The organism is Sphingobium sp. B11D3A (assembly GCF_025961695.1).
Taxonomy (GTDB): Bacteria; Pseudomonadota; Alphaproteobacteria; order Sphingomonadales; family Sphingomonadaceae; genus Sphingobium.
Genome location: NZ_JAOQOE010000001.1, coordinates 3,163,296 through 3,176,061, shown reverse-complemented (window position 1 = coordinate 3,176,061; position 12,766 = coordinate 3,163,296). Strand labels below are relative to the sequence as shown.

Genomic DNA, 12,766 nt, shown 5'->3' with positions numbered 1-12,766 from the left:
TTGCCGCCCTCGCCCGATCAGGCGGCCAGGCCGGGCGCGCCGCGCTGCGCCTGCCCGGTCAGCACGGCGATGGCCGCTTCCGTACCGCCGGCCCGACAAGGGACACCCGCGAAGGCCAGCGCAGCTTCCGTTGCGGCGATGGCGCCGAGTACCAGCGTGTCGCTGAAGTCGCCGAGATGGCCGATCCGGAACACCCGGTCATCGAGCTGGCCGAGGCCATTGCCGAGGCTCATGTTGCAGCGCTCCAGCGCCGCCTCGCGCACCGCATCGGCGGAGATGCCGTCCGGCATCCGCACGGCGGTGAGCACCGGCGAATGGGCGGCGGCATCGCGGCATTGCGTCTCGAAGCCCCATTGGGCGACCGCCGCGCGCGTCGCCTGCGCCGCCCGCTGGTGACGCGCGAAGACGGCGTCCAGCCCCTCCTCCTGCATCATGGCAATGGCCTCGCGCAGCCCCTGCAGCAGATTGATGGCCGGGGTGTAGGGGAAAAAGCCCCGGGCATTGGCCTCCAGCATCTCGCCCCAATCCCAATAGGAGCGCCTCATCCCGGCCGATTTCGACGCCGCGATGGCCTTTTGCGACAGGGCATTGAAGGAGAGGCCCGGCGGCAGCATCAGCCCCTTTTGCGAGCCGCCGACTGCGACATCCACGCCCCAGGCATCATGCTGATAATCCACCGACGCCAGCGACGAGACGAGATCGGCCATCAGCAGCGCGGGGTGCCCGGCTTCATTGATGGCGCGGCGCACGGCGGCGATGTCTGAGGTCACGCCGGTGGAGGTCTCGTTGTGGACCACGCAGACCGCCTTGATGCGATGCGCCTTGTCCCCGCGCAGCCGCTCGCCAATGGCTGCGGCATCGACCGGGGTGCGCCAGTCGCCGGGGATCAGCTCGGGCTCCAGGCCGATCTTGCGGGCGAGGCGGCACCAGAGCGTCGCGAACCAGCCGGTCTCGTACATCAGCACCGCGTCGCCCGGCGAGAGCGCATTGACCAGCGCCGCTTCCCACGCGCCGGTGCCCGACGAGGGGTAGATGATGACCGGGCCGGCGGTCTTGAAGATGCCCTTTATCCCGTCCAGCACCTCGACCGTGAGATCGCGGAAGTCAGGCCCGCGATGGTTGATGGTCGGGCGTGCAATTGCCTCCATCACCCGTTGCGGCGTGGTCGTGGGACCGGGCAGTTGCAGGAAGTGCGCGCCGGGGCGATGGGAAGAGGTGGCAGGCATGAACGGTCCTCAGGCTGGCGCGGGCGCGAGGCGGCGCTTGCGATCCACCGGCTCGGCGGTCTCCTTGCTCCAGACCGCGCGACGCGCATTGTAGAAATCGAGCCAGTCCTGCTCGGGTGGGAGCAGCGCATAGCCGGCGCGGACATTATGGTAGCAGGCCGGATTATCGACGCCCGGCGGCACCACCCCGTCGTCCCGCAACGCCGTCGCGGCCCATTTGAGCCGCCGGCGGGTGAGCACGATCATCCGGTCGCTGGTGCCCAGATGCTCCATGGTGCGGTCCACCACCGGCCCCATGCTCTCGGTGACCGCCTGATCCTGCACCGGGATCGCCTCGATGCCGCTATAGCTCTGCGTCGACTGCGCCTCACGCGAGATCAGATGATCGTTGCGCGGATTGGCATCGATGCGGAAGCGGCCGAGCCAGTCGGTGGTGTTGGGCAGGAAATTGATCGGCGAGGTGGTGCCGGGAATCGGCTTGCCCGCCTTGGTGAGCGTCGTCGCGGCGGTGCGCGGGCCGCCGATGGTGACGAGCATGGCATGATGATCATCCAGCGGCACCCAGGCGCGGGCGCGGATATGGTCGAGCGGCTCGGAGGGCGCCATGGTCCAGAAGGGCAAAGCGAACTGGCCGATGCGGTGATAGAGATTGTCCCCGGCCGGGCGATAGGCGCAATACATGGTCCCGTAATCGGTCTCCAGCGCCTCATATTTCGGCGCAAGATTCTCGCGCATCTGCCTGTAATAATTGATCGAGCCTTCCTCGAACTGATCCGGCGTCGCCGCACCCAGATGCAGGAAGCCGACATGGCAGGTGTCGATATCCCCCTCCAACGCCTGCAGCCAGTTGCACTCGCGCATCATGAAGGTGACGGTGAGCGGCTGCCCCGCCTCCACCTCGTCCCAGTCGAAATGCGGCAGCGCGGGTGGCTCGGCGCGATTGCCCATATAGACCCAGGCGACACCGTAGCGCTCGACCACGGGGAGCGCGCGGATCTTCACCTTGTCCTTATAGTCGGTCTCCGGCGGCTCGCTCGGCATCTCGATGCACTGGCCGTTCCGATCGAACTTCCAGCCATGATAGACGCAGCGGATGCCGCCCTCCTCATTGCGCCCGTAGAACAGCGACGCGCAGCGATGGGCGCAGCGATGATCGACCACGCCAAGCGATCCATCGGGCGAGCGGAAGGCGAGGAAGTTCTCCCCGAGCAGCCGGAGCCGCAGCGGCGCGCCGCCAGCCTTGACTTCGTCCGGCATGAACGCGGGGATCCAATATTCCCGCATCAACGCGCCCATGGGGGTGCCGGGGCCAGTCTGCGTCAGCAAGGCATTGTCTTCCGGCGACATTCCGCCCTCCCCCACGTTTGAATGAATCAAACTATAATATAGTTATTCTTTTTCATCCGATGCGGCGTGGCTTGTCAAGCAATGCCGGGCGGGGCAGGATTGAAATCATCATATGGAATGACCGATCGCCCGCCCCGCGCGGGCGATGCCAACATGAGAAAGCCTGTTCCCTTGGCCGAATCCGACACCGTTTTCAGTTCCGTGCGCAGCCAGTCGCTCGCCTCGCGCATCGTCTCGCAGGTGATCGACGCGCTGTTTGCCGGCCAGTTCAAACCCGGCCAGTTCCTGGGTACCGAGGCGCAGCTGACCGAGACCTTCCAGACCAGCCGCGTGCCGATCCGCGAGGCGCTGGGCCGGCTCGAAGCGCTGGGGGTCGTGACGATCAAGACCGGCGCGGGCGGCGGCGCGACGATTGCCGAGGGCAAGCCGGACCAGTTCGCCACCGCCCTGGCCGTGCAGTTCATGCTCGTGCAGGTGACGGCCGAGGAGATTTTCGATGCCCGCATCGGCATCGAATGCCGCGCGGCAGAGCTTGCCGCCGAGAAGATCACCGACGACCAGATCGAGGCGCTGCGGCTGCTGCTGGAGCGGATCATGGAGCCGGACCTGCCGCGGCGGGAGTCCGTCGATCGCATCCTCGCCTTCCACCGCTTCATCGTGGAGGCCTCGGGCGCGCGCACGCTGGTGACGCTCATGCATGCGCTGGAGCATGCGCTGCTCAACCTGTTCACGGCGCTGGAAGCCTCACCGCGCAACAGCCGCATCGGCTACAAGTCGCTGCAGGGCATTTTCGACCGGATCGCCGCGCGCGACAGTGAGGGCGCCTTCACGGCGATGCGCCTCCATCTGCTCGATCGCCGCAAGTCGATGCTCTACCGGCTCAAGGAGTTGAGCGATCAGGCGGGGATTGCGACGCCCGCCAGCTAGGCGGCCGACGCCGTCCGGTCAGACACTCGTCCCGACCAGCCGCCCGATCCCGGCTGTCAGGGCCATGGCAAGCGCGCCCCAGAAGACCACCCGCGCCACCGGCCGCCAGGGCTTGGCCCCGCCGGCGCGCGCGCCAATGGCGCCGAGCAGGCCGAGGAACAGGATCGATCCTGCTGCCTCGCCCACCACCATGCGGTCCATCGGCAGCACGGCGGCAAGCACCAGCGGCAGCGCCGCGCCGGCCGTGAAGGTGGCGGCGGAGGTGAAGGCGGCCACCACCGGGCGGGCCGCTGTCGTCTCGGTAATGTGCAGCTCGTCGCGCGCATGAGCGCCGAGCGCATCATGGGCCATCATCTGCTCGGCCGCGCGCCGCGCCGTCGCCGGGTCGACGCCGCGCGCGACGTAGATGTCGGTGAGTTCCTGCAGCTCGGCCTCGGGCGCGGTGGCCAGCTCCTGCGTTTCGCGCGCGAGGTCGGAGCGCTCGGTGTCGGACTGGGAGCTGACCGAGACATATTCGCCGGCCGCCATGGACATCGCCCCGGCCACCAGACCGGCAGCACCCGCGACGATCAGCGCCGACCGATCCGCACCCGAGGCCGCCACGCCGAGGATGAGGCTGGCCGTGGACACAATGCCGTCATTGGCGCCCAGCACCGCCGCGCGCAGCCAGCCGATGCGCGAGACAAGATGATATTCCCGATGCGGCCTCATGGATGATCCCCCTCATATTCAGCGCGACTTTATCAGAACGGGGCCTGCGCGGCGATTGGGGAAATCTGCTCTTGGCCGGAGGGCTGGCGCAATCTTATTCGGTGGCCGGCACGATCATCGCCCTGATGACCGGCGCCTCGCTGCCGCTGATCTGCAGGATGTGGCGCCCCGCCTTGAGGCGGAAATCGACGATCTTGCGGATGCCCGAGCAAGCCGGCCCATGGCCATGCGCGAGGGAGGTCACGCGGGCGCCGTTGGTCACCATGTCCAGCCAGGCCGCTGCGCCCAGGGCGACGCGATAGACGCCCTCGCGCGGGGCGTCGAACGCCAGCATCCCGGCGTGGGTGCCGGGCTTGGCCGCGCGCTCGGGCGCGGCAGCGAACGCGACGGATGAGGCAGGCGACAAGGTAAGGTCGACGGCCCGTCCGGGTTTGAGCTGGACGATGGCTTCCGTCAGGCCGGCAACCTGCTCGGCGTTGCGCCAGGCAGCAAATTCAGGCGGCAGCGCCGCATCGTCCGCGCAGGCGGGCGCATCCGCAGCGGGCATCTGAGCGGCGACGGGCACCGGTGCCAGCGCCATTGCGAGAGCCATCATCACACGCATTGTCCGCTTCTCCTCTGGACGGTCGGTTCTTTCGATGTATTTGCCCATATACATCGAATCACGAACAGGAAAAGGGGATCCATTGATGAGAGCGACACTGGTGCTGGGCGCCGCAATTCTGGTGACGTCCGGCATGGCCCGCGCGCAGGCGCCGGAGAGCGAGGCCGGCAGTTTCGGCCTCGGCCAGATCATCGTGACGGCGCCCGCCGGGCCTGACCGTCTGATTGGCACGGAGACGCTCGGCCAGCAGGCCATGGTCCGCTTTAACCGCGTGCAGCTCGACGATGCGATCAACCTCCTGCCGGGCGTCTCGGCGGGCAATAGCGGCGGCTCGCGCAACGAGCGGCTGGTGTTCGTGCGCGGGTTCGACCGCTTTCAGGTGCCGCTCTCGATTGACGGGATCCGCGTCTATCTGCCGGCCGACAACCGGCTAGACTTCGGCCGCTTCCTCACGCCGGACATTGCCGAGGTGCAGGTGGCGAAAGCCTATACCTCCGTGCTGGATGGTCCCGGTGCCATGGGCGGTGCGATCAATCTCGTCACGCGCAAGCCCACCAAGGCTGTGGAGGCCGAGGCGCGCGCCACGCTCAATCTCGACCGCGATGCGGACTATGGTGGCTACAGCGTCTTCGCCTTGCTCGGCACGCGGCAGGACCATTGGTACGCGCAGGCGAGCTATGCCCGCAATTTCACCGATCACTGGACGCTTGCCGGTGGTTTCCACCCGGTCAGCGCGAACGAGGACGGCGGCGCGCGCGACTTCTCGCGCACATCAGATTGGCGCGTGAATGCCAAGCTGGGCGTCACCCCCAACGCCACCGACGAATATGTGCTGAGCTACACACGGCAAGAGGGCAGCAAGAACGCGCCGCTGCATGTGAGCGACACGAGCAACGTTTCGCTGCGCAACTGGAGCTGGCCCTATTGGACCATCGACACGCTGTCCGCCCTCTCCACCACCGCGCTCAGCAATCAGGCGACGCTCAAGACGCGGGCTTATTACAGCCGCTTCGACAATCTGCTGCGCTCCTGGGACAATCGCAGCCAGACCAACCAGACGCTGGGTCGGTCCTTCGACAGCCCTTATGCGGACACGGCTTATGGCGGATCAGCGGAGCTCGGCATGGAGCTGCTGCCCGTCAACCGGCTGACCCTTGCCTTCCATTACCGGCATGACGAGCACAGCGAATCCCAGACCAGCCGCCCGGGCCTGCCCGGCAGCATCGCCGAGCCGGTCCAGATCAGTGCCGAGCGCAACTGGAGCATCGCGGTGGAGAACCGCTTCGCCTTGCTGCCGACGCTCACGCTGACGCTGGGCGCCTCCTATGACTGGCGCGATCTCGACCGCGCGGAGGAATATGGCGTGCCGCAGGGGCAGACCGGCGCCAACCGGCTCTACAGCTTTCCGCTGCGCAACGTCGATGCGCTGAACGCGCAAGGGCGGCTGGATTGGCGCGGCGAGAATGGCAGCGCGGCGCATCTCTCGCTCTCGTCCCGTGCCCGCTTTCCGACCCTGTTCGAGCGGTTCAGCAGCCAGTTCGGCACCGCCGAGCCCAATCCCGGCCTGAACCCGGAACGGGCGACCACGCTGGAGGTCGGCGGGGCGCGTCAGCTGGGGCCGCTCCATGTCAGCGCAGCGCTCTTCCACAGCTGGGTGAGCGACGCGCTGGTTTCGGTCCGCACGCCGGCCAACCTCAATCGCCGGGAGAATTATGGATCGGCGCATTATTATGGCGGCGAGGTCGCGGTGGATGTGAAGCTGAACGACCAGATCGAGCTGGGCGGCAATTATTCCTACATCCAGCGGGACTTCACGGTCGGCACGGCGCCGGCGGGCAGCCTGATCCGCCCGTTTCAGCTCACCGATGTGCCGGGCCACAAAGGCTTTGCCTATCTGGGCTGGCGACCCGTCCCTACCCTGCGCGTCACGCCCAATCTCGATTTTGCCTCGCGCCGGACGACTGTCACCCCGGCCTCCGCCAACGGCCTCGCGCCCATCTATTACAAGACGGGCGGCTATGCGCTGGCCGGACTGAGCATCGATTATGCGCTGACGCCGCAGGCCACGCTCAGCGTCGGAGGCCGCAATCTCTTCGACCGGGATTATGTGCTGACCGATGGCTTCCCCGAACCGGGCCGCTCGCTGTTCCTCAGCCTGAGCGCGCGCTACTGACGCCTCTGCCCCTCCACGATTGATAATACTGTCTTTCTATATGATCTTTCTCAGGATATGCTCGCGCTTCATAATAGGAGCGGAGGAGAGCGCATGGCCGTCGAGAGGAAGAACGAGCGGTTTATGGCCGCGCTGGCACCGGCGAAGGCGATGGATGTCGTTGTCGTCGGCGGCGGGCCTGCCGGCTGTGTCGCGGCGCTCAGCGCGGCGCGCAATGGTGCGCGAGTGATGCTCATCGAGCGGGTCGGCTATCTGGGCGGGATGATGACCGGGGGCGGCATCGGCGGTATCGGGATCAATGGCTATATCATCGAGAAGGGCATCGGCACGCCGGTGGTGAAGGGCATCTCGCTGGAGATCCTGCACCGCATCCAGGCCATGGGCGGCGCGCCGGAGGGTAGCCCGATTGCGCGGCACCCCACCGACTCCGTGATGATGACCAGCCTGCTCGATGAAATGATGGAGGAGGCCGGCGTCGAGCTTCTCTTCAACACCGTGGTGTTCGACACGCTGGTGGAGGACGGGCGCGTGACGGGCGTCGCCATCGGCAACAAGTCCGGCGGTCAGGTGGTGCTGGCCGATGTGGTGATCGACGCCTCCGCCGATGCCGACGTGGCCGCCTGGGCCGGCGCGCCCTTCCACCATGGCCGCGAGGAAGACGGGCGCCATCATGGCGGATCGATGGACATGCAGATCGGCGGCATCGATGTCGACCGGCTGATCGACTATCTGCGCAACCAGCCGCTGCTGAGCGAAGAAGAGCGCGCCGAGCTGGACCGCGAGCGCTCCGCGCTGATGGGCGGCGGGCGGCCGGTGAACACCTACAAGTCGCTCAAGGGCGAGACGCTCTACGCCGAGCCCATGGCCCAGCCGACCGATTGGGAGGAGGTGGACCGCATTCGCGCGGCCGGCGGCATTCCCAAGTTGCGCCTCTCTCCCGCAGCGGGCGGCCCGATCCCGGGCAAGGCGACGGCACCCAAGGTGGATGGCAAATATGTCCCCCTCCCGGCCGGGCTGGACCGCGAATGGGTGGAGTATATCAAGGCCGGCAAGGTGCCGTTGCTCTATGGCGCGACCGAGCCGGTCTATCCGCCGCCGCGCTTTGGCAGCATTGGCATCTTCCGCCACGGCAAGATGCGCGACGGGCAGATGATGTCCGGCGTGTACGAGGTCTGGTACGACCACACCAATGAGGAAGAGGTGAGCAAGTCGCTGATTTATCGGCGCAAGCTCAACCGGGTGTATCTCAACTTCCTGCGCGAGCGCATCCCCGGCTTCGAGGAGGCCTATATCGTCATGGAATCCCCCACCGGCGGCGCGCGCGAAGGCCGGCGGATCGTCGGCGACTATATTCTCACCGAGGATGATGTGCTGGCAGGGCGGCGCTTCCCCGACGTGATCGCCAAGGGCGGGCCGCGCGGGCCGGACCTGCATTCGGTGACGGGCCTGTGGGGCGACGGCGTGGCCTCACCGTTCAAGGCGCCGTACGACATTCCCTATCGCATCCTGCTGCCCAAGGGCGTTGAGGGCCTGCTGGTGGCGGGGCGCTGCGTGTCTGCTACCTTCGCGGCGCTCGGCGCGGTGCGCGATCAGGCGACCTGCATGTCCATGGGCGAGGCGGCGGGTGCGGCGGCCAGCCTTGCGGTGCGCGCGGGCGTTACGCCGCGAGAGGTGGACGTGCGTGCCGTGCAGCAGCGCCTGCTCGATCAGGGCGCGCTGCTTTACATTGGCGATGAGCAGCCGCTGGAGAGGGAACCGGCCGAGTGATCCGGCAGGATGCGGCTACTCTCCGCGTCTGATGAAGTCCGCAGCGCGCTCGGCGACCATGATGACCGGAAGGTTGGTGTTGCCGCCGGGCAGGCGCGGGAAGATGGAGGCATCGACCACCCGCAGCCCGTCCACGCCATTCACCCGCAGGCGCCCGTCGACCACAGCCTGCGCATCGCTGCCCATGCGGCAGGTGCCGCTCGGGTGATAGGCCGTCGCCGCTGTCTCGCGGATATAGGCCATGACCTCCTCGTCCGACAGCAAAGGCCGCTCCGGCCGCCGCATCTGCCCCACCACCTTGGCGAGCGCCGGCTGACGGATGAGCGCCTCGAGGCCGCGATAGCCGCCGAGCATGGCGCGCTGGTCTTCGGGATCGCTCATCAGGTTGAAGGCGATGCGCGGATGGGCCAGCGGATCGGGCGAGCCGAGCTTCAGCCAGCCACGGCTCTTGGGATAATTGAGCGACCACATCGCCCCCATGCGCGGCCCGAACGGCCGGGCCACGCCGGGGAACCAGACCCGCGAGAACATGGAGAGCGGGATCAGCAGGAAATGCATGTCGATCACATCCGGGTCGGCACCGGTCGCAACATTGGCGGAGGCGGCGAGCGGCGGCGCGCCCATGATGCTCTTGCGCCCTGCCACCCAGCGCAGGAACGAGCCGGTCAGCCGGTCGAAGCGCAATTCCCGATCGAAGGCCAGCGCAGGATCGAGATCGAACTCCATGCCGGCGCCGGGATGATCCTGCAGATTGGCGCCGACCTCGCCGCTTTCCACGGCGACATCCAGGCCCATCTCCTGCAGATGGTCGCCCGGCCCAATGCCCGAGAGCAGCAGCAATTGCGGCGCGTTGATCGCGCCGCCGGCCAGCAGCACTTCGCGCTCGGCCAGGATCTCTTCCAGTCGCCCGTCGCGTGAAACCTCGATGCCGATTGCCCGGCCATCACGCAGCTGCACGCGCGTCGCCACGGCGCCGGTGCGCACCTCCAGATTGGGTCGGCCGAGCGCAGGGCGCAGATAGGCCTCCGACGTGTTGGCGCGGCGACCGTTGCGCGTCGTGAAATCCGGCATGCCGAAGCCATCGGTTCGCGGGCCGTTGAAATCCTCCGTGATCGGGTAGCCGAGCGATCGGGCCGCCTCCAGCACATTGGCCATCAGCGGGCTGGGCGCCGGATGCGGCTCGACGCTCAGTGGCCCGCTGCCGCCATGTTCGGGCGTATCGCCGCGCCAGTGTCGCTCCAGCTTGCGGAACCAGGGCAGCACATCATCCCAGCCCCAGTCAGTGAGGCCGGTATCGCGCCAGCCATCATAATCGGCCTTGTGCCCCCGGATCGCCATCATGCCGTTGAGCGAGGAGGTGCCGCCGAGCATCCGTCCGCGCGCGACCGGCAGGCGGCGGCCGTCCAGCTCCGCCTCCGGCTCCGACATGAAGCCCCAGGTGAGCGCCGGATTGGGCCACAGCTTGGAGACTGCCAGCGGCAGGCGCACGTCCAGCCGCCGGTCGCTGCCGCCGGCTTCCAGCAGCAGCACGCGGTTGCGGGGATCTTCGGACAGGCGGGCGGCGAGCACGCAGCCCGCCGAGCCGGCGCCGACGACGATGTAATCGAACCGGTCCACGCTCAGACGACTTTCCAGAACCGGAATATGGAGCCTTCCGGATTGCGCTGGCCGACGCCGACGAAAATCGTGCGGTTCAGCCAGTCATAGGGGCCGGCGGGCGCCTCGAAGCGCGGCGTCATGCGCATATAATAGCTTTGCGGATCGACCTGCTCGCCCGCCAGCAGGGCCTTGACGACCTCCGGCGGGGCGCTGCGCACGCCGGTGCTGCGCTTGAGGATATGGGCGCCGTCGTCCGTCTCCAGCAGATATTGCGATTCGAACCGCCCGCCGCCATCGGGGCGCACGAGCGGAAAGTCGCCGCCGCTGCCCTTGACGATCCGGCCCGAGAGTCCGGGGCCGGAGAAGCTGCCCTCGCCGATCAGCACCGCACCGCGCGTGTAGCCCTGCGCCACCTCGATATGCATGCGCGGACCAAGGCCGATGCGCATTTCCAGAGCGAATTCCAGCCGCATGGTCAGACGATCCTCTCGATGTTGAGGACAGGGCTGCCCTCGGCCTGCTCGGCAACGAACGCCAGCCGCGCCAGATGGGCGACGCCACCATCCTCGGCAGCCTCGAACAGCAAAGCGAGCCGCAGCCCCTCGAAATCCGGCGCGCGGGTGCGATAGCCATTGCCGAAGCAGCGGGCGAAACTGCCATCGCTGAAGGCGACATAATAAGAGGCTTCAACCACCGTGACGCCATCGGCGCGCAGTAGATGCATCTCGCTGCCACCGACCAGCCGGCCCTCAAGCCCCTCGCCTACGAAGGTGCCGCCCCCGATGGACACATAGCTGCGCTGGCCACCGGTCGCGATCTCGCCGACCGTCACCGGGAAGGCGCGCATCGGTGTCATGCGGAAGGCCGGCGCGAAGCCGGGCACGGGCGCGCTGCTTGCCTCAGCCATGATCGCGGGCCTGATGATCGTGCGCTATCGTCACGGATTTGAGTTCGGTATAGGCTTCCACCCCGGCTCTCCCATTTTCGCGGCCGAAGCCGGATTGCCTGACGCCGCCCGCGGGCATCGCGATGTCGCCAGCGCTGCTGTTCACTCGCACGGTCCCGGACCGGAGGCGACTGACCATGCCATGCGCCCGCGAGAGGCTGCGCGTCCAGACATAGGCGGAGAGGCCATAACGGCTGTCATTGGCCAGCGCGGCAATCTCGTCCAGATCGTCGGTGTCGAAGGGGATCGCGCACAGCACGGGACCGAAAATCTCCTCATCCACCGCCGCCATGCCGGCCTGAACGGAGCCGAGCACCGTCGGCGCGACATAGTAACCCTGCGCCGGCAAGGCGATGTCGCCGCCCGCGCGGCTGGCGCCCTGTGTAAGGGCGCCCTCGACAAAGCCCATGATCCGCGCCCGCTGCGCCTGCGTGATCACCGGCCCGAGCTGGGTCGCGGGATCGAGCGGATCGCCGATCGTCATCGCCGCGCCGATGCGGGCGATCTTCTCCACCAGCGCATCGGCGACGGATCGATGCACGAACAGGCGCGAGCCGGCCGAGCAGGTCTGCCCGCTGTTGAAGAAGATGTTCATGGCGATGGCGCGCGCGGCGGCATCGAGATCGGCGTCGGCAAAGACGATGACCGGCGATTTGCCGCCCAGTTCCACCGTCACCCGCTTCATCTGCCGCGCGCAGTCGGCCGCGATCTGCGTGCCGGTCGCCGTCGATCCGGTGAAGCTGATCTTAGCGACGCCGGGATGATCGACCAGCGCCGCGCCCACGACCGGACCAAGGCCGGTCACGACATTGAAGAAGCCCGGCGGAACGCCGCAAGCCACAGCCAGTTCAGCCAGCTTGAGCGCGGAGAGCGAGGATTGCTCCGCCGGCTTGAGCACCACCGCGCAGCCCGCCGCAATGGCGGGGCCGAGCTTGAACGCCGCGCCCATCAACGGATAATTCCAGGGAATGATGTGGCCGACCACGCCGACCGGTTCGCGCAGCGTATACGCCGTCGTCTCGCCGGGCTGGGAAAGCTCCATGCTCTCCCCGGTGAGCTTGGTCGCCCAGCCGGCGAAATAGCGCAAGGTCGCGGCCGTGCCGGGCACGTCGACGCGCCGGCTGTTGCTGATCGGCTTGCCGGTATCGAGCGTTTCGAGCAGCGCGAACTCCTCGGCATGGCGCTCCACCGCCTGCGCCAAGGCCAGCAGGGCATCCTGCCGCTGGGCGGGTGTCCAGCGCGTGCGGCGCGCTGAAATCATCGCCGATTCGGCGGCCTGCACGGCCTGATCGATATCCGCCGCAGTCCCCGCTCCGACCTCGGCAAAGACCGCGCCGGTCGCGGGGTTTTCCACCGGCAGCCGGTCGCCGGCAGCAGGGGGCGTCCATGCGCCGCCAATGAAATGACGCGCCTCGGCGGCAAGGGGCAATGGCACTTTCAACGTCATCTCAAATACATGTCCATGA

The 12,766-nt window shown here is 67.5% G+C and carries 11 protein-coding genes; 3 read left to right on the top strand and 8 right to left on the bottom strand.

The window, feature by feature from the left end; all coding sequences use genetic code 11:
• Positions 1 to 17: 17 nt before the first annotated feature.
• Positions 18 to 1,226, bottom strand: a complete 1,209-nt coding sequence (locus M2332_RS14830) for a pyridoxal-phosphate-dependent aminotransferase family protein (protein WP_264574649.1) — start codon at positions 1,224 to 1,226, stop codon at positions 18 to 20.
• A 9-nt stretch (positions 1,227 to 1,235) separates the two neighbouring features.
• Positions 1,236 to 2,573, bottom strand: coding sequence for a Rieske 2Fe-2S domain-containing protein (locus M2332_RS14825; protein ID WP_264574648.1), 1,338 nt, complete (start codon positions 2,571 to 2,573; stop codon positions 1,236 to 1,238).
• A gap of 153 nt (positions 2,574 to 2,726) precedes the next feature.
• Here M2332_RS14825 and M2332_RS14820 point away from each other — a divergent pair, with 153 nt between their 5' ends.
• Positions 2,727 to 3,500, top strand: coding sequence for a FadR/GntR family transcriptional regulator (locus M2332_RS14820; protein WP_264574647.1), 774 nt, complete (start codon positions 2,727 to 2,729; stop codon positions 3,498 to 3,500).
• Positions 3,501 to 3,518: 18 nt separating this feature from the next.
• On the opposite strand, the gene M2332_RS14815 is transcribed toward M2332_RS14820, so the two are convergent.
• Together M2332_RS14815 and M2332_RS14810 are read right to left on the bottom strand one after the other, a co-directional pair.
• On the bottom strand, positions 3,519 to 4,211 hold the full coding sequence (locus M2332_RS14815; RefSeq protein WP_181558943.1) for a VIT family protein: 693 nt from the start codon (positions 4,209 to 4,211) through the stop codon (positions 3,519 to 3,521).
• 94 nt (positions 4,212 to 4,305) lie between these two features.
• Entirely contained in the window at positions 4,306 to 4,806 is a 501-nt protein-coding gene (locus M2332_RS14810) for a homogentisate 1,2-dioxygenase (RefSeq protein ID WP_264574646.1), read from the bottom strand.
• A gap of 94 nt (positions 4,807 to 4,900) precedes the next feature.
• Here M2332_RS14810 and M2332_RS14805 point away from each other — a divergent pair, with 94 nt between their 5' ends.
• Together M2332_RS14805 and M2332_RS14800 are read left to right on the top strand one after the other, a co-directional pair.
• On the top strand, positions 4,901 to 6,988 hold the full coding sequence (locus tag M2332_RS14805) for a TonB-dependent receptor plug domain-containing protein (protein ID WP_264574645.1): 2,088 nt from the start codon (positions 4,901 to 4,903) through the stop codon (positions 6,986 to 6,988).
• Between the two features lie 93 nt (positions 6,989 to 7,081).
• Positions 7,082 to 8,755, top strand: coding sequence for an FAD-dependent oxidoreductase (locus M2332_RS14800; RefSeq protein ID WP_264574644.1), 1,674 nt, complete (start codon positions 7,082 to 7,084; stop codon positions 8,753 to 8,755).
• A 15-nt stretch (positions 8,756 to 8,770) separates the two neighbouring features.
• Here the strand turns inward: M2332_RS14800 and M2332_RS14795 are convergent, their stop codons facing one another.
• From M2332_RS14795 to M2332_RS14780, 4 genes are read right to left on the bottom strand one after another with little or no spacing between them, the layout of a single operon-like run.
• Positions 8,771 to 10,372 carry a GMC family oxidoreductase gene (locus M2332_RS14795; protein ID WP_264574643.1) on the bottom strand — a complete coding sequence of 534 codons (1,602 nt, stop codon included), beginning with the start codon at positions 10,370 to 10,372 and terminating at the stop codon, positions 8,771 to 8,773.
• A gap of 2 nt (positions 10,373 to 10,374) precedes the next feature.
• Complete coding sequence (locus M2332_RS14790) at positions 10,375 to 10,827, bottom strand: DUF3237 domain-containing protein (protein WP_264569668.1); 453 nt, start codon at positions 10,825 to 10,827, stop codon at positions 10,375 to 10,377.
• 2 nt (positions 10,828 to 10,829) lie between these two features.
• On the bottom strand, positions 10,830 to 11,261 hold the full coding sequence (locus tag M2332_RS14785) for a DUF3237 family protein (RefSeq protein WP_181558938.1): 432 nt from the start codon (positions 11,259 to 11,261) through the stop codon (positions 10,830 to 10,832).
• Positions 11,254 to 12,747, bottom strand: coding sequence for an aldehyde dehydrogenase family protein (locus M2332_RS14780; protein WP_264574642.1), 1,494 nt, complete (start codon positions 12,745 to 12,747; stop codon positions 11,254 to 11,256). Before M2332_RS14780 ends, M2332_RS14785 begins: the two co-directional genes overlap by 8 nt.
• Positions 12,748 to 12,766: the final 19 nt, after the last annotated feature.